The following is a 21,758-nucleotide window of genomic DNA, read 5'->3' as shown; positions in this document are numbered from 1 at the left end:
GGTAACAACATGAGCACATTTTTAGAGATTAGCGGCGTTGATATGGTTTTTCCCACGCCTAAAGGATCTTTTACAGCGCTTAAAGACGTGAATTTGAAGATAAATAAAGGCGAGTTTATCTCTTTGATTGGTCACTCTGGTTGTGGCAAATCGACCGTACTGAATATTGTTGCAGGTTTATACCAAGCCAGCTCTGGTGGGGTCATTTTAAAAAGTACTGAAGTTAAAGCGCCAGGACCTGAACGGGCGGTGGTATTTCAAAATCATTCGTTACTCCCTTGGTTAAGTGCCTATCAAAACGTTGAGCTTGCTGTAAAACAAGTGTTTGCTGGCAAGATGAGCAAAACAGAAATGAAACAGTGGATTGAACATAACCTGCAATTAGTGCAGATGGATCATGCTATGCATAAACGTCCAGGAGAGATTTCTGGTGGAATGAAACAACGAGTCGGTATTGCAAGGGCGCTTGCTATGCAACCGGAAGTGTTGCTGATGGATGAGCCATTTGGAGCATTAGATGCGTTAACACGAGCACACATGCAGGACTCGTTAATGGAGATCCAAAGTCAGTTAAATAATACCGTGATTATGATTACCCACGATGTAGACGAAGCGGTGTTGTTGTCTGACAAAATTGTCATGATGACCAATGGTCCAGAAGCCACAGTGGGTGAAATTTTAACAGTCGACCTTCAAAGGCCAAGAAACCGCCTAGCGTTAGCTCAAGATACTGAGTACAACCGACTGCGTTCTGAGGTACTTAAATTCCTATATGAAAAACAACGCAAGATAGAATCACTGTCAGCAATAAAACAAGTATTTAAAATGCAAGATAAATCACAGACACCAATTAATGAAGCCGTTAAAGTAAGCAACAGTTAGTTTGCTAGTCGCACTGTTACGCTTTACAGCGTGTTGATAACTTAACTTAAAATAACTATTTGGGATGTAAGATGAATAAAAAACTGCTTGCGAGTCAAGTTGCGGATAAGGCTTGCCTAAATTCTGCCTTTACAAAAAAATGTGCCTTATCGGTACTTAGTTGTTCACTATTACTGGCTATGGGAAATGCTTCTGCAGCGGATGTTAAAGTCACATCAATCGCTGATGCAGTGACTCAGGGAACAGCAAATGTAGATTTGAATTTGCGTTATGAATCTGTCGATCAAGACAATGCGTTAAAAGATGCTGATGCATTGACACTTCGGACTCGTTTAACCTTTGCTACCGCTGAATATTACGGCTTAACAGCTTTAGTTGAGTTTGAGGATTCACGCAGCTTAGCAGGGGTTAATGATTATAATGACGCGATTGGCAACAATGCTGATTACTCTGTGATTGCAGACCCTGAAACAACTGAATTAGACCAGGCTTTCTTACAATACAAGCGTAATGGTTTTACTGCTAAAGCTGGGCGTCAAGTTATTGCTATCGATAACCAACGTTTTATCGGCCATGTTGGCTGGCGTCAAGATCGCCAAACATTCGATGCCGTTACTATGCAATATGCAATGAATGACTTTAGCGTTGACTATGGCTATATCTACAAGCGCAACCGTATTTTTGCAGAAATAAAAGACATAGATTCAAAAGATCACATCATCAATGCATCATATAATTTAGGCTTGGGTAAGCTAAGTGCTTACGGCTATCTGCTTGAGGAAGATACCAACCTTGATAACGGCGTTGACACTTATGGCGTGCGCTTTGCTGGTGCTAAAGATATCGACAAAATCAAACTACTTTATACGGTAGAATACGCCACACAAGATGCCGATACCGCAACCACATCTTATTCTGCTGATTATTTATTGGGCGAAGTTGGCGTAGGTTTTAGCGGGCTGACCGTCAAGTTAGGATACGAGCTGCTTGGGTCTGATAATGGTGAATATGGTTTTGCAACACCGCTTGCCACTTTACACGCATTTAATGGTTGGTCTGATCAATTTTTAGGGACGCCAGCCCAAGGGCTAGCCGATACCTATGTGTCTATTGGTGGTAGTATTGTTGGTGGTAATTGGGCGTTGGTTTACCATGATTTTGAAGCTGACGAATCTAGCGCTACGGTAAACGATTTAGGCGACGAAATTGACGCCGTATTCAGTTTACCAATTGATAAAAATTATACCGTAGGTGTTAAATACGCAGCTTATTCAGCAAGCGATGCTGGAGCCGGTAAAGTTGATACTGATAAAGTGTGGCTTTGGGCAAACGCTAAGTTCTAATTTGGCAAGCTAGTGAAAAAAGCGAGTATCAATTGATACTCGCTTTAATCTTCTTTTACATTGCGTTTTTGTGTCCAGTTTTGAAATCTATTTACCCCCCTAAGCTCAACCAAGTCAGTTAACTATTCCTGCTACTATCTTATGTAGATCCTAAAATTGCTGCTAATCCGTGGTCTCTAACGGTGCTAAATTAGACTGGCTTAGATAAAGTTCACTGCTTGCATAATCAATTTGTAATCTAAAGATTTGTAGTCATCCTGTATACTCGTCATCATCATTATCTTGTGTTCCTTTTGGGTTGTTATCGTATAATATCTGTTTAACTATCTTGTTAATTAGGCTAAGGAAAGCACAACACATGAAAAAATGGCTCGCGTTACTCGTTATAATTTTTTCGTCATATCAATGGTTCGTTTTACCGCAATATAGTGTGGCTGAATCATTCACCGATACATCAACCACCGCACTCAAATCTAACTCCACAGTGCAATATTCTGTAGCCCAAAATAACAATGCACTCATCCAGCAAGCATTTGAGCATCAGCAGGAAAATGTTCAGGTACAAGGTCTGGGAACCGTGGTTAAACTGCTACCAGATGACAATAAAGGCGCTAGACATCAAAGATTAATTGTTAAGATATCTTCTTCGATCACCGTATTAATTGCACATAATATTGATTTGGCGCCACGGATTGATGCGATATCGGTCGGTGATGAGATACAATTTTACGGTGTGTATGAATGGAATAACAAAGGCGGCGTAGTGCATTGGACTCATGACGATCCTAATGGCCACCACCTTAATGGTTGGTTGATGCATCAGGGTAAAACGTACCAATAGTAGATCGCAACCTACTCAGTGAATGCCCTAATCACAAGATAATGGCTTAGGTTGTTTTTGTGATACTGATATCTGTTTATGTGACGTGAGGACGACCTTACCTCTCTATTTCATCCGGGGACGGCCCCGTAACACAGAGGTGTGTATGTCTTGGTTTATTTTGGTGGTAGCGGGATTATTTGAAATTGTATGGGCGATAGGACTTAAATATAGCGAAGGTTTTACTCGTTTATGGCCAAGCGTCGGTACTATTGTCGCCATGTTGATTAGTGTTGGGCTACTGGGCATTGCGATGAAATCGTTGCCCGTTGGAACGGCTTATGCTATTTGGGTTGGAGTGGGAATGGTAGGGACTGCAATACTAGGAATGGTATTGTTTAATGAGTCAGTCACATTGATTCGATTAGTGAGTCTACTGTTAATTGTTATTGGCATTATCGGATTGAAACTGTCGGGTTCAACGTAGATCGTTTCTGATGTAGACGACTGTTGACCTAGATTTTTGGATGTGGAGCACTTTTCCAATTTAAGTCATTCCAGCGTTAGCTCAATAGCCTTCACTCATTTATGGGCGTTTATCTTTTTTGACGATTCACACTAAAAAGCCAGCACTAAAAAGTGCTGGCTTGTTTAAAAATGATCAAGGTATTTTAGGTCAAACCATACAATGAAAATATTGTTAAGCGGCTTGCTCAACCGGTTTTTCATCTGAGTAAAATTGCTCTACGTCCAATTGGCCTTCCGATTTTCCAATCACAACCGCAGTCATCATATCGCCAGTCACGTTAGTTGCCGTGCGGATCATATCAATAATACGGTCAATGGCTGCGATAAAGGCAATACCTTCCAGTGGTAAGCCTATCACGCCCAAAGTCACGGTTAACATCACCATCGCACTACCAGGAACTCCTGCTGTGCCGACAGACGCTACCGTTGCCGTTACCGCAATCAACATGTAGTCCGTCATATCGAGCGGAATACCATAAATTTGCGCAATAAAAATGGCCGCAATAGCAGGATAAATACCACCACAACCGTCCATGTTCATGGTTGCGCCGAGTGGAAGTACAAAAGCACTGTAACGTTTGGACACGCCCATCGCTTCGGTACTGCGTGTGCTGGCAGGTAAAGTACCAAAGCTTGATGCGGTACTAAAGGCCACAATCTGGGCTGGCATGGCTTTACGGAAAAATTGCAGTGGGCTTAAACCCGCAGCAAATTTAACTAAACCACCATACACAAAGATAATATGAATTAACGCGGCAATATAAATCGCAATAATAAACTTACCTAATGGTAATAATGTACTTAAGCCGTACTCGCCCACAACCCAAGCCATTAAACCAAATACACCAATTGGTGTTAATTTTAATACCATACGCGTTAATTGAAACATCACTTCAGCACCGGCTTCAATGACATTTTTTAACGGCGTTGCTTTCTCACCTACAGCATTAATGGCAATGCCAATTAACGCGGCAAAGACAATGATTTGAAGCACATTACCGTCGGCTAGCGAGGCAAATGGATTCACTGGGATCATATTGAGCAAAACTTGAGCAAAGCCTGGGATATCACGTTCGCGGATTTCCGATGTGGCTAAGGCTAGGTTACCGCCCATGTCGATAAGGCTGCCGACAGTTAAACCAATAAATGAAGCAACGGTGCCGGTAAACATAAACATGGCTAAGGTTTTAAAGCTTAAACGCTTTAAATTACCTTGCGAGCCCAGAGAGGTAATGCTCACCACAATGGCACAAAATACCAAAGGAGCAACCAGCATTTTAATGGCACTGATAAACAGATCGCCAAGAGGCTTTAACATCACGGCTGACTCGCCTAATCCGACACCAGTGAGTGTTCCTAAAACAAAACCTGCAATGACTTTCTGCCAAAAAGGGATGCGTTTGAGCGTTTGCAATATCATGAAAGTTCCAAATTATGTCATTGTGACGTCGCTAAATATGATTAGGCAACATCGTTGTACGTGACCCATTAGTTCACTAATGAGTGATTAATTACTAAAAGCTAAACCCTACAATGGCGATCTGACGCTGTATTACTGTCTAGTTTTTTAGGACTATGCGAAGTATTTACGCTAAATAATGTCCTAATAAACCCGTTGAGGTTAATAAACATTAATCGCATTGTATGAAGTGAGCGAATGACAAACAACGTTATTTTATTATAACTTATATGAATAACTAAATTTGTTATTATAACTTTAAGTTTTTTCACTATTCATTAACGTATTCGCGCTGTTGTTGCTCAATTTTTGTATATTGAGTGGGGTAACCTTGCATGTTTACGTCACAATGAACGGTATCGTGATTGTGTATCTGCATAGTGTTTAAAGCACTCTTGAGATACTGGTGAGTTAATTTAAGATTTATCGCGTTCAATATAATCATATTATGCTGTGCAGATATTCATTGTGAAGGTACGATAAAAATAAAATGAATAGTCATTGGAATGAATATGCTAGTGCACAATAAGATTTATCGATGACGAGTTTATGGTTAATGTTCAGCGGCGCCTTTTTCGCTGCAACGCTTTTGCCTGGCGGCTCAGAAGTGTTACTGGTGGCATTACTTAATCAAACGCCATCTTTATGGTTCGAATTATTAATACTGGCCACTATTGGTAATACGCTTGGTGCGATAACCAGTTATGGTCTTGGTCGAGCAGGGCGGTTAGCCAAGAATCCACAAGATATTCAACGTCGTCAATACCGCTATGCACTCGCATGGATAGAAAAATATGGTATGTGGGCCCTATTATTATCTTGGTTACCGATAATCGGTGATTTGCTATGTTTACTGGCTGGATGGTTAAAAATACCTATCTTGCCCGCCTCATTATTTATGTTTATGGGTAAATTATTACGTTATAGCGTCATTGTATTGCTGATGACGTATACGTTTGAGTATTGATACCGCGTTACTTCTGCAACGATGGTTTTTTTGTTTTAAGGAAGGAGTCGATTTTGAAACTAAATTTGAATAAATGGATATTAGCAGCGGCCATCAGTGCAGCGTTAAGTGGCTGCGCATATGATGGGTACCAGTCGTCGAGTTTGCCCCAAGGCGTTACCTTAATTGAAAACGCCACGCCGATAGAAAATCAAGTTAGCATTCCTTATAAAAAATATCAGTTAGCCAACGGTTTAACCGTGATTTTACATCAAGATAAGTCAGATCCATTAGCTCATGTCGATGTGACCTATCATGTCGGTTCAGCCCGTGAATTAGCCGGTCGCAGTGGCTTTGCACATTTATTTGAACACATGATGTTCCAAGGGTCACAACACGTTGGTGATGAACAGCATTTTAAAGTGGTTACTGAAGCGGGCGGAACATTAAACGGCACTACCAATACCGACAGAACCAATTATTTTGAAACTGTGCCAAGTAATCAACTAGAGAAAATGCTCTGGTTAGAGTCTGACCGTATGGGCTTTTTACTGCCCGCCCTCACGAGTGAAAAATTCGAAGTGCAACGTGAAACCGTCAAAAATGAACGTGCACAACGGATTGATAATCGTCCTTATGGCCGTTTAAATGAACGTTTTAACCAAGCATTTTATCCAGCGGGTCATCCATATTCTTGGCCTGTTATTGGTTGGCCAGATGATTTAGATCGCGCCACAGTTGCTGATGTGAAACATTTTTTTCAACGTTGGTATGGGCCTAACAATGCGACCTTAACCATTGGTGGCGACTTTGATGAGATGCAAACGCTGGCTTGGGTAAATAAATACTTTGGTGAAATTCCAGCCGGGCCTACGGTTAAGCCTGAAGCTAAAACCATGGTGACATTGGATAAAACCCGTTATATATCGATGGAAGACAAAGTACATTTGCCATTAATATACATGGGATTCCCCACTGTTTACGCGCAACATAAAGACGAAGCTGCACTCGATTTGCTCGCTAATATTCTCGGTGGCGGTAAAACGTCACTTATCTATAAAAATTTGGTCAAAGATGGTTATGCGGTCCAAGCTGCGGTGAGTCATCCATGCCAAGAGCTTACTTGTCAGTTATCTCTTTACGCTGTCGCGAACCCAAGTAAAGGTGGCAGTCTTGCTGATCTTGAAACTAAAATAAATCAAACTATCAGTGAGTTTGAACAACGTGGCGTAACCGACGATGACTTGCAAAAAGTCAAAGTACAGTTCGAAGCCAACACTATTTTTGGCATGCAAAGTGTCGCCGGAAAAGTCTCTACACTTGCCGCTAATCAAACCTTTTTTGGTAAGCCAGACATGGTGGCAGCTGATTTAGCCCGTTATGCTAATGTCACCAAAGCCGATGTAATGCGGGTATTTAATACCTACATTAAAAATAAGCCAATGGTGGTGATGAGTATTGTGCCAGAAGGACAAACACAATTAATCGCCCACGCGGATAATTTTGAACCGACTACTTTGCCTATCGCGCAAGAAGCGGTAACCGGATTATCTGATATCACTTTCGCTAAATCTTCATTTGATCGCAATAAAATACCGGCATCAGCCGCGGCCCCGATACTGACAGTGCCGCAATTATGGGACAGCAAGCTGGTAAATGGCATTAAAGTGATGGGCACTGAAAGTGACGAAACACCAACGGTTGAATTGCTTATTTATTTGGATGGCGGCCATCGTTTAACTCCCAATAATAAGGCGGGTCTTGCTGAGTTAACCGCATCTATGCTTAATGAGTCGAGTGCGCAACGCAGCAGCGAAGATTTAGCTGGGGCGCTTGATATGCTGGGCTCGTCGATTAGTTTTGGCGCCAGCGATTCACAAAGCTACCTTAAAGTGTCGAGTTTAACGGCAAACCTAGATGCCACGCTTGCCATCGTTAAAGAGCGTTTATTCAGTCCCGGTTTTGTTGCTGCAGACTTTGAACGAGTCAAACAACAGCAGTTGCAAGGTTTGCAACATCAAATGTCCGATGCTAACTATCTAGCCCGTAGTGGTTTTGCTGCCTTGTTATATGGCAACAATAGTCCATTAGGGATCAGCAGTAATGGTACGATTAAATCAATATCGGCATTAACGCTAGATGACGTAAAGCAATTTTACCAACAGCAATACCGTGCAGGTAATGCTCAAATGGTTGTGGTATCAGACTTAAATCAACAACAAATAATGCCTAAGTTGTCGATATTTAATGAATGGCAAGGCGAGGCGACTCAGGTTGCAGCACTGCCAGCATTGCCAACACACCTTAAAAACACTATTTATTTGATTGATAAACCTGGTGCGGCACAGTCGGTGATTAATATCGGCCAAGTGTCGTTACCGTATGATGCAACAGGCGATTACTTTAAAGCTTATTTGATGAACTACCCATTAGGAGATGCGTTTAATAGCCGTATTAATCTTAATCTGCGTGAAGATAAAGGTTACACCTATGGTGCGCGTACTCAGTTTGGTGGCGCAGAAGATACCGGTCAGTTTATGGCGTATGCTAGCGTAAGAAGCGATGTAACAGGGTTAGCATTAGCTGAGTTTGTTAACGAAATTAATGCATACCAAGCGTCGGGTATGACCGACGAAGAAAGTGCCTTTATGCGCAGTTCGATTGCGCAAAGCCAGGCATTAGAATACGAAACCCCGTATCAAAAAGCCGGTTTTCTAAGAATGATCCAACGTTATCAGCTCGATAAAAACTTTACGGCTAAGCAAGACAAAATTGTGAAAAACATTTCGACAGATGAGTTAAACAAACTTGCCAGTAAGTTATTAAATATCAATGATATGGTAATGCTGGTGGTGGGTGATAAAACCACCGTTGTACCTCAATTAAAAGCCCTTGGGTATCAGATTGAAATGATGACACTTGCCGACTAGTTGAACACTTGTTACTACAAGGGTTAACACTAGCCTTGAAATAAGCTAGTGTTAACCTCATATACATGAGATGTATACTTAGCTCAGTCTATTATAAATATAGGTTGAGCTAAATTATGTGCTTTAATCGTAATACCATACGGTGTTGGTTATTTTTGCAAATAAAAGATAATGTTTAAGGCTCTATCAACGGTGACAACTTGTGTTGCCGTTTTTTAATTTAACACCCATAAACACGCTAATTATACTGAGTTACATTTTTTTTCGCGTTTTCAGTAATAATCTCGTTTATTATCAGGTCTAGCTGTTTACTCGCAATGCGAATCCATAAAAGAGAGTAGTAAATTGAAGTCTTTCAATGAAAAAGTCGAACACTTAAGCGACACTCAAGGCCGTGAGGCTTTATTGGGCATGTTACGTGGTATTGAACGTGAAGCATTGCGTATTGATGAAAACGGCCATTTAGCACAAGACGGACACCCAGAAGCGCTCGGTTCTGCTCTGACCCATTCGCGCATTACCACTGATTACAGCGAAGCCTTATTAGAATTTATTACGCCAGTCTGTCACAGTATTGATGATTTGCTCGAGGGGTTAACGCAAACCCACGCTTACAGTGTGCGTAACCTTAACGGCCAAAAATTGTGGCCTGTCAGCATGCCATGTTACGTAGGTGAAGTCAGTGATATTCCTGTCGCACGATATGGCAGCTCCAATAACGGTAAAATGAAAACCTTATATCGTAAAGGGTTAACTCATCGTTATGGTGCATTAATGCAGATCATTTCTGGGGTTCATTTTAACTTTTCGGTGTCGCAAGATTTATGGCAACGTTTGTATGATGACAAGATGACCAACAGTGCCGCTTGTTGCAGTAAAAATATCAGCTTTGAAGACTTTATCTCAGAATCTTATTTTGGACTGATCCGTAACTACCGTCGTTTAGTGTGGGTGTTACCGTATTTATTTGGTTCAACGCCAGCATTATGCAGTTCATTTATAAAAGATCAAGACGTCGATTTCGAATTTAAAAAAACCGGTAAAGGGACCTTATACCTTCCTTATGCAACCTCATTGCGCATGAGTGATCTAGGCTATACCAACAAAGAACAAGACACGCTTAATATTAGCTATAACTCATTGCCTGATTATCTTGAAGGCGTTGGCGCGGCAATTAAAATGCCATCGAAAAAGTTTGAAGAAATTGGTATCAATGTGGACGGTGAATACCGCCAACTCAATAGTAATATTTTGCAAATTGAAAATGAATTTTACGCGCCAATCCGTGCAAAACGTGTCACCCAAAAAGGCGAGAAACCTTCACAAGCTTTAGCACGTGCAGGTGTTGAGTATATTGAAGTACGTGCCTTAGACGTTAATCCATTTAGCCCTGTTGGGATAGATGCAACTCAAGTACGTTTCCTAGACCTATTTTTATTGTACTGCTTATTATCGCCATCTGAAGATACCGATGCCGTCGGCGACGCAGAGATTGCCGCTAACTTGAAAGCCGTAGTATTAGAAGGCCGTAAACCTGGACTTGAATTACAACGTAACGGTAAGACCATTAGCTTAACGCAATGGATGCACGAGTTATTTGGACAATTAAACACAATCGCGAAGCTACTCGACGGTGATGATAGCCATGCTTACCAAACAGCCTTAAGCACTTGGTCTGAAGCTATCGATGATCCAGATAAAACCTTATCAGGGCGAGTGATCAACGAAGTCGTGGTTAAAGGCACCGACCATAGCGTGTGGGTTAAACAACTGGCAAATGATTATCATGAATTTTTAAGCCATTACCCATTAAGTGATGAAGTCGAGCAAAGCTATGAAAACGAGGCTAAAAAATCTTTGCTTGAGCAGCACAGTTTAGAGGCTCAACCACAAGATAATTTTGCGACTTTCCTCGCTCACTATTTTAATGATCTTGTTCCTGCAGGCACTTTCGAGGCGAAGTAATCATGCAAGCTTATTCATCTTGGCGAGCACTGCTTGTAGCGGTAGCGGCATTAGCTTTACATGGCTGTGCTTCATCGCCAGATGAAATGGTAGAGTGCGGTACTGTGTCGAGTTATTTAGCACCTGATAACAGTGCCAACTTATACCGTGTCGTGGTCACTCACTTAGATGGCGTGGCGGTTATTTCAAGACCCAATTACCTATTATCGCCAGGTGAGCATGCATTTACAGTGGCAGAACTGATTAACTCACCAGAATTAAAAGTGTCATTATCGGCCCGTAAAGTGAAAGTATTGACTGTTAATGTTGAACTCGATCAGCGTTATCATATAGCAGCTCAATTCAATACCGATAAAATCTATATTGGTCAAAATCAGGGCTACTGGCAGCCAATTATTTGGCAAACAGAATCTCATCAATGTGAAATGAAACGTTAATACCCACTCCATCAATTATGTGCTCAATCAGGGTCACTCAATCTTTTCAGTTTGAGGCGCATTGTTGAAATAATGGGTGTTCACTTATAAAACAATGCAACAAAAAATGTAACGATAATTGCATTGGTTTTTAATTGATGTAAAACTGAGCCCAGAATCAATATCTTAGGTACTGGTAGAGGTGTTATGAAGTTTTTTTTAGGTGTCGTTAGCGCAATTGTATTACTGTCATTAGCAGGTTGTGCCACCTCGCCTCCGAAAGAGCCTGATAATCTGTGTGCTATTTTTAAAGAACACCGTTCTTGGTATGAAGCCGCAGTAGATACCCGTGAAAAATGGGGCGTTCCAGTACATGTCCCTTTAGCGATGATGTACCAAGAAAGTTCATTCAAACACAATGCCGCACCACCAATGGAATACTTTTTAGGTTTTATCCCCACCGGACGAGCCAGCGATGCCTATGGCTACGCACAAGCTAAAACCATGACGTGGGATGATTACGTTCGCGAAACCGGTAACAATTGGTCTAGCCGCAGTGATTTTGATGATGCGATGGACTTTATGGGCTGGTTTATTTACAAAACCCATAAAATTAATGGTGTGTCTAAGTGGGATGCTAAAAACCAATACTTAAATTATCACGAAGGTTGGGGCGGTTATAAACGTGGCAGCTATAAAGCCAAAAGATGGTTAACGCCTGTAGCCAATAAAGTCGACAAACGTTCAAAACGCTACGCTGCGCAGTATCATCAATGCAAAGAAGATTTAGATTCGTCGTGGTTATGGCGAGTATTCTTTGATTAAGTCAGAGTGACTTTGTGTAGCGGCTTACTGATGACGGTGAACAATGATTAGCGTTTTAAGCGAAATTCCTAGCTATTCAATCACAAGAAAGTATTCAATCATAAAAAATCATTCAATCACAAAAAATCAATAACAAAAAATCAATAACAAAAAAGGAGCCTAGGCTCCTTTTTTCGTGTGTCTTTAGGTAACGTCCTAATAAACAGATTTGATGACTTGTTTAATTGATTTTACAAACTAATTTAACCAGCCTGTTTAACCCAGCTATTGGGCAAACTCTGCCAAAATCCAATCTAATGGTGCTTGATATTGCTGTGGCATCCACGCTTTTAGTTGGCTAATACTGTCATCTAACATCGCTTTATTATGCACTGACAGGTTCAAGTGACCCACTTTGCGACCAACACGAACGTCTTTGTTGTACCAAAACAGTTCAGCATTTGGCAGGCTTAACCAACGGTCGTCTTTATCAACACCAATTAGGTTAACCATCACACATTGAAAGTTCACTTGTGGTTGATGCAAAGGTAAATTGCATAAGGCACGTAAGTGCAATTCAAACTGGTTAATGTGGCAACCTGCTTGAGTCCAATGGCCAGAATTATGCACCCGTGGCGCTAACTCATTTACCATTAAGTGTTCACCAACACGGAAACATTCCATTGCCATCACACCCACGTATTCAAGGTCATGCATGACCTTGCTTAACATGTCTTCAGCTTCTGCTTGCAAAGGTGCTAAGCGGCTTAATGGCGCGATAGAGGCCATTAAAATACCGTCTTGATGTAAGTTAAGTGCTAGTGGGTAAAATAAGCAGCGGCCATCTTGGGTGCGCACGCCGACTAACGACACTTCTTCATCAAAGTTAATCGCTTGTTCTGCAATGGCTTCGTTGCGCCAATCGGCAGGGATGGTTGTTGCTTCAGCCTGTTTAAGCCAGTGTTGACCTTTACCGTCATAACCACCGGTGCGACGTTTTAATAATACCCGTTCACCATAAGCCTTATGTAACGCTTCAGTGCTGGTATTGTCATCAACTAATTGCCATGGTGATGTGGCGACCGCTAATTCATCGAGTAGACTTTTTTGGCTAAAACGATCTGCTAAACGGCCAAACACAGGACCATTAATAAAATGTGGGTGTTGGCTGAGTTGTAAACTTAACTGCGACTCAGGCCATTGTTCACGTTCAGCGGTAATGATGTCGTCAGCTTCTAGCGGTAATTGTGCATCTGATGGCGTCATAATATCGACTGGGCGCACATTAATGCCTAACGGCTGACCAGCATGACTGAGCATGGCACCTAATTGACCGTCACCCAATACCCAAAGATTTTTTGGCAACGTCATTAGTCTTCTCTCGGATCGGGATTATCAAGGATCGAGCGAGTTTGCTCATCACGAAATGCTTCTAAACGCTCAGCTAAAGCTGCATCGCTAATCGCCAAAATTTGGCTGGCTAATAAACCTGCGTTAAACGCGCCGGCAGTACCAATGGCCAAGGTGCCAACGGCAATCCCTTTAGGCATTTGTACAATAGACAATAGACTGTCCATACCAGATAGCGCCTTGCTTTGTACTGGGACACCCAACACTGGCAAACGCGTTTTAGAGGCGATCATGCCTGGTAAATGGGCTGCTCCGCCTGCGCCACCAATAATGACTTTATAGCCTTTATCTGCAGCAGAACTTGCAAATTCCATTAGCTTGTCTGGTGTTCTGTGAGCTGAAACAACTTCAACATGATAAGGCACTTGTAACTTATCCATAATTTCAGCGGCGGCTTCCATTGTAGGCCAATCACTTTTCGAACCCATTACAACAGCAACTAGGGCTTGCATGTTAACTCCTTAACGTACTTATTCTATTAGTATATTTAGTTAATTTGCTCACTAGAGTATAGCGGCGGTTAACGTCAATATTAAGGCGATAAAAAAGGTGCTAGATAATAGCATAAGCCATGCTCTGTTGGCTTCATTTCAGTGTTTCTTGAGGCTAACACTCAGTTTCTAAATACGAAAACTACTTAAACACATTTTATATCAATAACCCTTTTGCTCATCGCGCTCGTTATTAGCTGTATGCAAAGTCACTTTGTTGACGTGACCAAAATGAATAATCAGTCGATAGATGAGGAAAATAACCATGAACAATACCCATAAGCAACTCACTCGCAGTGTATTAGCCATCGTGATTAGTGCGATTATTATCGGTGGTTGTGCGCAAGAATCCAAAGACAGTGCGAAACAAAGTCAGCCCGCTTCTAAAATTCAATCCGAGAGTAAAACGGATTCCTCTGCACAAGCGCGTCCCGAGTTATCTGAGGTAGCAGGTTTAGTGATGGCATCTGAGCCACAGGCTGATGCATACCAAGGATCAAAGGAGGTGCATCGCAGCGCTAAAGTCATGGCATCGTCAATGGCGCAGCGTATTGTGAGTCCTCAGCATGTCAGCGCAAGCGATCGCAGCTTGTTATTAGCCCCTAATGTTAATGACAAATTTGAGTCGCTAGTACAAAACGGCAATATGGTAGCAGGCGAAACGCCGGTATCGACGTTTTCAATCGATGTTGATACTGGCAGTTACAGCACTACGCGCAGATTAATTAGTCAAGGCCAACTGCCGGCAAAGAATAGCGTTAGGGTAGAGGAGTTAGTCAATTACTTCAGCTATGACTACCCAGTACCGACAACCACTGAGCAGCCATTTAGGGTTAATACTGAATTAGCACCATCACCGTATAATGCTGATACTCAGTTATTACGCATTGGTATTAAAGGCTTTGATGTTGCGGCTGATAAGCTTGGTGCGAGTAATTTGGTGTTACTGCTTGATGTGTCAGGCTCTATGTCATCTGCTGATAAATTGCCATTATTGAAACAAGCCATGCTGATGTTGAGTCAGCAATTATCGGCGCAAGATAAAGTATCGATTGTGGTGTACGCCGGTGCCAGCGGTGTAGTGCTTGACGGTGTCGCAGGTAATGACTTTACTGCCATTAAAACAGCCCTAAGTCAGTTAAATGCGCAAGGTGGCACTAACGGCAGCCAAGGTATTGAGTTGGCGTATCAATTAGCGCAAAAGCACTTTATCGAAAACGGAAGTAACCGAGTCATATTAGCTACCGACGGTGACTTTAACTTGGGAATAACAGATCATCAGCAATTGGTCGATTTCGTTGCCAGTCAAAGCAAAAAGGGTATTGGCTTATCAACGCTTGGTTTTGGCCTAGGTTCGGGTACTGCAAGTTACAACGACCATTTGTTGGAGCAATTATCGAATAAAGCTAACGGTCAATATGCCTTTATCGACACCTTAAATGAAGCACGAAAAGTACTAGTTGATCAACTCAGTGCCACACTGTTAACCATTGCTCACGATGTTAAAGTGCAAATTGAATTTAACCCCGCATTGGTCTCAGAATATCGACTGATTGGTTACGAAAATCGGTTGTTAAATCGTAGTGACTTTAATAACGACGCCGTTGATGCAGGGGAGATTGGTGCGGGTCATACCGTTACTGCATTATATGAAATCCGTTATAACGACAGCCATAATCGCCTAGTTGATCCGCTGCGTTATGCCGCCACGGAATCAACGCAAATAGATGATGCTAAAGTTCATCAACACACTGTAAATGAAGTGGCTTATTTAAAGCTGCGTTATAAAGCGATTGGCGAACAAACCAGTCAATTAATCGCCTATCCCATTAGTCGTGAGCAGCAGCTGACTCATTTGCATCAAGCCAGCGATGACTTTAGGTTTGCCGCGGCAGTCGCTGGATTTGGTCAGCTACTCAATCAGAATAATTATGTCCACGATACTGATTATGCTAAGTTAATTACACTTGCTGAGTCTGCAATGGGCCAAGACCGTTTTGGCTATCGCCATGAGTTTGTGCAAATGTTAAAAACTGCAAGTGTACTTGATAAGCAGGTTTTGATGACTGAACCTGATACTCGTTGGGTTAGCCAATAAATGCGTCACAAAAAGGATAAAATGGTGCAAACATCAATACACCCTAAGGATGAGTCGTTAATTCCCCTAGTGGGAAGTGACGAGCAACTGATGCTCGACTACCAAGCCGGTGACGTACGCGCGTTCGAGGCCTTATACCTTAAACACAAAGGCCCTTTGTATCGTTATTTTGTGCGTCAATTACATGACCAGCAGCTCGCCGAAGATTTGTATCAAGACACCTGGGGTAAGGTGATTAATGCTGCGAGGCAATATCAAGTCACCGCCAAATTCACCACTTGGTTATATAAAATTGCCCATAACTTATTGATTGACCATGTGCGAGCCGTTAAGCCTCTCGATAAAGTGACCCCGCTTGGCGAAGATCAAACCATGGACTGCTTACAAGCCGACGATCAAGCTTCGCCCGAGCCGCAAGTTGAGCAGCAGCAACAAGCCGATATGATGAAGGGTTGCATTGCTAAGTTACCGCCAGTGCAAAAAGAAGCTTTTTTGCTCAACATTGAAATGGGCATGACCGCCGCCATGATAAGCGACATTGCTAATGTGACTTTAGAAGCAACTAAAAGTCGTATTCGTTATGCATATCAGAGTATTAAGCAATGTATTGCTACCCAAAGGCAGGAGACAACGTTATGAGTCAGCAACAAGATCATGATGCAGAGTTCACTGCATTACAAACTGAAATCAAAGATGCTTATCATCAACAACCATTAGAGCAACCTTCTGCAAAACTTGATGAAGCCATATTAACCAAGGCGCGTTCGGAGGCTAATGTATCTAAAGCCAGTTCAGCTAAAAAATCAATCTGGCAACGCAATGCATGGGTGTACTCAAGTGCTGCCTCAGTGTTGCTGGTGGCGGGATTATTTATATTAAATCCAAGTTTGCAAAAAAACCTTGGTTCTGACTTGGAGCAAAGCGTACCTGCTCAGCAGCCACCATTTAAGCAGGCCAAATCGACATCGGATGTACCTAAACTAACTGAATCACCAGTTGAAGATGCCGCAGCAGCAGAATCCATTGCAGTGCAGGGATTGTCGATGAAATCGGCACCTGTAAATAATCAGTCAAGAAATCGCGATGCAATCAGTGAAGCATCTGATGACAATCGCTCTGATAGCAATGGATCCATTGAATCTCAAATGGCAGATACATCGTCCGCGGCAATGAGTGCAGCGCCAGCACCTGCCAAAGTAAATACAGAAGCACAAAAGAAAGCATTAGATCTGCAATCACGCAGTAATGCCAAGGAGGTACAGCAAGTGAAACAGTCATTTAATGGTTCGTTAAAAGGGGACATTGAGTTAGATACTGCTGATGTTGCCTTGGCTCGTTTAAAAGTATTAATGGCCGACAATAAACTGATTCAAGCTGAGCGTTATATGATCACCATAGATCAACGCTTTCCTGAGTTATCAGATCCGTCGCATCCACTTTATGAGCAATACCATAAAATTGTACTGCAACTGACTTCGCAGTAAGCAAAATACCAGAATACTAAGACGGTAAAATACCCACGGCTAAGCAATTATTGCTTAGCCGTTTTTTGTTCCCTGTAGAGGTTCGTTACATTTTTGTACTGCAACAATTGGCATAACTCTGATAACGTGAATCAATCAATAAAAATAGCCTACTCGATAACGCGTTATCTCTAATTATCGACTTTATAAGGAAGCTCCTCACCATGAAACTTCGTCGCTCCGTTGCGCATTGTATGTTGGCACTAGGCACTTTAGCGTGTTCATCATTGATATTCGCCAACGCCTCTAATCAAGGCTATTACCGCGCTCCTGCATTACACGATCAAACCTTAGTGTTTACTGCCGAAGGCGATCTTTGGACCACAGAACTCAGTCAAAAAAATAACCAAACTAAAGCCAGCCGCTTAACCAGTTTAGCGGCTGAAGAGTTGGACGCAACCATTTCTAAAGACGGTAAATGGGTGGCATATACTGCCAATTATGAAGGCGCTACCGAAGTGTATGTGATGCCGATTCAAGGCGGCGTAGCTAAACGGGTGAGCTTTGAAAACAGTCGAGTACGTCTGCAAGGTTGGACGGCATCTGGCGAAGTATTGTATTCAACCGACAACGCCTTTGGCCCGGCTAACTTTTGGGTGCTTAAAACCGTTGACCCACAATCCTTAACCATTACCGATTTACCGTTAGCTGACGCAGTCGAAGGCACCATTGATGATAAAGGTGAATATGTTTATTTTACCCAATTTGGTCTGCAAGTTAGCGGCGACAATGTCAAAGTGTATCGCGGCGGCGCTAAAGGTGAAATTTGGCGTTATAAGTTAGGCAGTAAACAAGAAGCACAACAGTTAACCAACGCCCACGAAGGCTCGGTTAAACAGCCAATGCTATGGAACCAACGTGTTTACTTTGTCAGTGATCAATCTGGCAATGACAACATTTGGTCAATGACCCTAGATGGCAAAGACATTAAGCAACACACTCAATATTCCGACTGGCAAGTGCGTGACGCTCAGCTTAATAACGGCCGTATTGTGTTTCAGCAGGGCGCCGACATTAAGTTACTTAATCTAGCCGATCTTGCGGAATCAACAGTAGCCATAGAGCTTACCAGCGACTTTACGCATCGCCGCGAACAGTGGGTTAACGACCCAATGGATTACGCCACCTCGACAGTATTTTCTCATCAAGGCGATAACGTCGTCATAACGGCCCGTAGCCATGTAGCTATTGCCAGTAACGACGGTCGCCGTTTAGTGCAAATAGAGTCACCCGCCGATAGTCGTGTACGTGATGCACTATTAAGTGATGACGGCAAATGGGTTTATGGCATTAGCGATGCGTCTGGCGAACAAGAAATTTGGCAATATCCTGCCGACGGTTCTGCCGGTGCTAAGCAACTTACTAAAGATGGCAGCACCTTACGCACCAGTTTATCGTTATCACCAAATGGCCGTTATTTAGTGCATGACGATTACATGGGTAATGTGTGGTTACTCGATTTAAGTCGCAACAATAACCAAAAAATCATTAAAAATGGCGAAGGTTTAGGCCCTTACCAAGACATAAAATGGTCTGGCGACAGTCAATTTATTGCGCTAACCAAGGCTGAGATTGGCAAACAACGTCCGCAAATTGTGTTGTATTCCATTAACGAGTCAAAATCACAAACCTTGACTACAGACAAATACGAGTCTTTTTCGCCTAGTTTTAGCCACGACGGTAAATGGTTGTATTTCTTGTCTAACCGCGAATTTAAAGCCAATCCTGGCTCGCCTTGGGGCGACCGTAACATGGGGCCGATTTTTGACAAGCGCACTCAAGTGTTTGCCTTAGCGTTAGATGCTAAAGCGTCGTTTCCGTTTGCCAAACCAACCGAGCTTACCGTTAACAAAGACGCTAAAAAAGCTGACAGTAAAGACCAAGACACCCCAGCAAAAGTCAAAGTAGAGTGGGACGGATTAAACCAACGCTTATGGCAAGTGCCAGTTGATGCAGGTAACTACAATAGCTTAACCGCAACCAAAGATAAGCTGTATTTATTAGATGGCAGCCAAGATAAAAGCGAGCTAAAACTGATTAAGTTTGACCCGCTCAATATTAAAGTCGACACCTTTGGTGAAGATGTCGGCCAATATTCGTTATCAAAAGATGGCAGTAAAATCATGCTGCGCAAACAGTCTGATCCTAAAAGCCTTATGATTGTCGATGCCGGTGACAAACTGCCCAGCGATGTATCGCGCGCCAAAGTCAGCACCGACCAATGGCAATTAAGTATTTCTCCGCAGCAAGAATGGCAACAAATTTTTGAAGATGCGTGGTTAATGCATCGCGATTCGTTTTTTGATCCAAAAATGCGCGGCGTAGATTGGCAAGCAGCTAAAGCTAAATATCAACCTTTGGTAGACAGACTGACCGATCGTAATGAGCTGAATGATATTTTCACCCAAATGATGGGTGAACTGAACTCATTACATTCACAAGTACGAGGTGGAGATATTGCCCAAGATGCCGATGCAGCCAAAGCCGCTGCGTTAGGAGCTAGGCTGACACAAACCGATAAAGGCGTGGTCATAAGCCATATTTATCAAACCGACCCTGAGTTGCCGTTATCAGCCTCACCACTGGCCCGTATTGAGGTTGATGCGAAAGAAGGTGATGTGATTGCGAGCATCAATGGTAAGAAAATCACTAACATTGCTGATGTGACTCAACTACTGCGAAACCAAGGCAACAAGCAAGTGTTGCTCGGTTTAGTCCGTGGTAAAACAGCCATCAATACCATAGTAACTCCCCATGATATAGGTACCGATGCCAAGCTGCGTTACCTTGATTGGGTTGAGCATAACGGCGACAAAGTGGCTAAAGCCTCTAAAGGGAATATTGGTTATTTACACTTATATGCCATGGGCAGCGGTGATGTCGAAAGCTTTGCTCGCGAGTTTTATACCAATTACGACAAAGATGGCTTAATCATCGATGTTCGTCGCAATCGTGGTGGCAATATCGACAGTTGGATTATCGAAAAACTGTTACGCCGTGCATGGGCATTTTGGCAGCCAACTCATGGCAGCACCAACGCAAACATGCAGCAAACCTTTAGAGGCCATTTAGTGATATTAGCCGATCAAATGACCTACTCAGATGGTGAGACTTTTTCTGCCGGAATTAGAGCGCTAAACATTGCGCCTATTATCGGTAAGCAAACTGCGGGCGCTGGAGTGTGGTTATCGGGTCGCAATTCGGTGACCGATAAAGGCATGGCACGAGTGGCAGAATACCCACAATATGCCATCGATGGGCGTTGGGTTGTTGAAGGTCACGGGGTTGAGCCAGACATTGAAGTCGATAACTTACCTTATGCCACTTTTAGCGGTAAAGATGCACAACTTGATGCTGCTATCAGTTATTTGAAAGATGAACTAGTACAACAACCTATTGCGCCATTACAAGGCTTGCCAATGCCAAAAATAGGTAAAGCATCTGACATAAAAGCCAAATAACTTTAAATTGGCTTCAGTAAACCAATAAAAAATAACCCTCTCAGCGTCATGTTGAGAGGGTTATCATTAAAACATTAAAACATTAAAACATTAAAACAGCGAAACAGTAAAAAGCTTATTGCTTTATTTCAACTTCGCATGCTAATGAGTTAGCAATAAAGCAATTTGCATGGGCTTTTTCATGTATCTTCGCTAACGTTTCTGCGTCAACTTCAATCCCTTCTGCAAACGTCACTTTAGGCACTAATGTCATTTTAACCACGGCGACTTTACCTGCTTCATTTTTACCTAAATCAGCAGTAGCATTATCAACATAATTGGCAACAGGCAGTCGCTTTAAATGGGCAATCGCTAAAAAGGTCAACATGTGGCAAGAAGACAAAGCAGCCAGTAAGCTTTCTTCTGGATTCACTTTATCGGCATTGCCTTTGTATTCAGGGGCTGATGACGCTTGAATCGTTTGCCCTGTACCAAACTTAACCTCATGGTCGCGATTAAATTCACCTTCCTCACTTGGTGAAGACTGCCAATTTACCGTTAATTTAAAGCCCATTTTGTACTCCCCAAACCACATAAAAGTGGTGTTTATAACAACTTAATTTAGCGTGTATTACCCTGAAAAGCGGTCACTCACCAAACGGTAACACATCTCTATTGATTCAACACTAGGCGTACCTTAATG

At 42.4% G+C, this 21,758-nt stretch carries 17 protein-coding genes; 13 read left to right on the top strand and 4 right to left on the bottom strand.

The annotated features are described in order from the left end of the window. The first annotated feature begins 9 nt into the window (after positions 1–9). The 4 genes from CXF88_RS04230 (at position 10) to sugE (ending at position 3,532) form a co-directional block, all read left to right on the top strand. Complete coding sequence (locus CXF88_RS04230; RefSeq protein WP_101085606.1) at positions 10–882, top strand: ABC transporter ATP-binding protein; 873 nt, start codon at positions 10–12, stop codon at positions 880–882. 71 nt (positions 883–953) lie between these two features. Further along, positions 954–2,225, top strand: a complete 1,272-nt coding sequence (locus CXF88_RS04225; RefSeq protein WP_242445094.1) for an alginate export family protein — start codon at positions 954–956, stop codon at positions 2,223–2,225. Between the two features lie 358 nt (positions 2,226–2,583). Beyond that, the gene (locus tag CXF88_RS04220; protein WP_101085604.1) at positions 2,584–3,066 is read left to right on the top strand and encodes a DUF3465 domain-containing protein; all 483 of its coding nucleotides are present in this window, start codon (positions 2,584–2,586) and stop codon (positions 3,064–3,066) included. A 145-nt stretch (positions 3,067–3,211) separates the two neighbouring features. After that, positions 3,212–3,532 (top strand): quaternary ammonium compound efflux SMR transporter SugE, encoded by a 321-nt coding sequence (sugE, locus tag CXF88_RS04215; RefSeq protein WP_101085602.1) that lies wholly within the window; start codon positions 3,212–3,214, stop codon positions 3,530–3,532. A gap of 213 nt (positions 3,533–3,745) precedes the next feature. On the opposite strand, the gene CXF88_RS04210 is transcribed toward sugE, so the two are convergent. Continuing rightward, positions 3,746–4,993, bottom strand: a complete 1,248-nt coding sequence (locus CXF88_RS04210) for a dicarboxylate/amino acid:cation symporter (RefSeq protein WP_101085600.1) — start codon at positions 4,991–4,993, stop codon at positions 3,746–3,748. Between the two features lie 577 nt (positions 4,994–5,570). Here CXF88_RS04210 and CXF88_RS04205 point away from each other — a divergent pair. The 5 genes from CXF88_RS04205 (at position 5,571) to CXF88_RS04185 (ending at position 12,114) form a co-directional block, all read left to right on the top strand. Continuing rightward, the gene (locus tag CXF88_RS04205; protein ID WP_101085598.1) at positions 5,571–5,999 is read left to right on the top strand and encodes a YqaA family protein; all 429 of its coding nucleotides are present in this window, start codon (positions 5,571–5,573) and stop codon (positions 5,997–5,999) included. A gap of 65 nt (positions 6,000–6,064) precedes the next feature. Then, positions 6,065–8,908 (top strand): pitrilysin family protein, encoded by a 2,844-nt coding sequence (locus CXF88_RS04200; protein WP_101086295.1) that lies wholly within the window; start codon positions 6,065–6,067, stop codon positions 8,906–8,908. Between the two features lie 345 nt (positions 8,909–9,253). Then, a complete protein-coding gene (gshA, locus tag CXF88_RS04195) occupies positions 9,254–10,873 on the top strand; it encodes a glutamate--cysteine ligase (RefSeq protein ID WP_101085596.1) in 1,620 nt (539 codons plus the stop codon). Positions 10,874–10,875: 2 nt separating this feature from the next. Beyond that, positions 10,876–11,310 carry a hypothetical protein gene (locus CXF88_RS04190; protein WP_101085594.1) on the top strand — a complete coding sequence of 145 codons (435 nt, stop codon included), beginning with the start codon at positions 10,876–10,878 and terminating at the stop codon, positions 11,308–11,310. Between the two features lie 186 nt (positions 11,311–11,496). Further along, a complete protein-coding gene (locus CXF88_RS04185) occupies positions 11,497–12,114 on the top strand; it encodes a hypothetical protein (protein ID WP_101085592.1) in 618 nt (205 codons plus the stop codon). Positions 12,115–12,378: 264 nt separating this feature from the next. Here the strand turns inward: CXF88_RS04185 and purK are convergent, their stop codons facing one another. Together purK and purE are read right to left on the bottom strand one after the other, a co-directional pair. Further along, the gene (gene purK, locus CXF88_RS04180) at positions 12,379–13,464 is read right to left on the bottom strand and encodes a 5-(carboxyamino)imidazole ribonucleotide synthase (RefSeq protein ID WP_101085590.1); all 1,086 of its coding nucleotides are present in this window, start codon (positions 13,462–13,464) and stop codon (positions 12,379–12,381) included. Continuing rightward, on the bottom strand, positions 13,464–13,955 hold the full coding sequence (gene purE, locus CXF88_RS04175; RefSeq protein WP_101085588.1) for a 5-(carboxyamino)imidazole ribonucleotide mutase: 492 nt from the start codon (positions 13,953–13,955) through the stop codon (positions 13,464–13,466). The genes purK and purE overlap by 1 nt, the downstream gene beginning before the upstream one ends. 304 nt (positions 13,956–14,259) lie before the next feature. On the opposite strand from purE, the gene CXF88_RS04170 reads away from it, so the two are divergent. The 4 genes from CXF88_RS04170 (at position 14,260) to CXF88_RS04155 (ending at position 21,076) form a co-directional block, all read left to right on the top strand. Continuing rightward, entirely contained in the window at positions 14,260–16,092 is a 1,833-nt protein-coding gene (locus CXF88_RS04170) for a VWA domain-containing protein (protein WP_101085586.1), read from the top strand. A gap of 21 nt (positions 16,093–16,113) precedes the next feature. After that, positions 16,114–16,731 carry a sigma-70 family RNA polymerase sigma factor gene (locus tag CXF88_RS04165; RefSeq protein WP_197708418.1) on the top strand — a complete coding sequence of 206 codons (618 nt, stop codon included), beginning with the start codon at positions 16,114–16,116 and terminating at the stop codon, positions 16,729–16,731. Then, a complete protein-coding gene (locus tag CXF88_RS04160; protein ID WP_101085582.1) occupies positions 16,728–17,576 on the top strand; it encodes a hypothetical protein in 849 nt (282 codons plus the stop codon). Before CXF88_RS04165 ends, CXF88_RS04160 begins: the two co-directional genes overlap by 4 nt. 203 nt (positions 17,577–17,779) lie before the next feature. After that, entirely contained in the window at positions 17,780–21,076 is a 3,297-nt protein-coding gene (locus CXF88_RS04155) for a S41 family peptidase (RefSeq protein WP_101085580.1), read from the top strand. Positions 21,077–21,191: 115 nt separating this feature from the next. On the opposite strand, the gene CXF88_RS04150 is transcribed toward CXF88_RS04155, so the two are convergent. Next, positions 21,192–21,629, bottom strand: coding sequence for an OsmC family protein (locus CXF88_RS04150; protein WP_101085578.1), 438 nt, complete (start codon positions 21,627–21,629; stop codon positions 21,192–21,194). Positions 21,630–21,758: the final 129 nt, after the last annotated feature.

The organism is Shewanella sp. ALD9 (assembly GCF_002836315.1).
Classification (GTDB): domain Bacteria; phylum Pseudomonadota; class Gammaproteobacteria; order Enterobacterales; family Shewanellaceae; genus Shewanella.
Note: the sequence above shows the minus strand (reverse complement) of the source record. Positions and strands in the feature narration are given on the sequence as shown.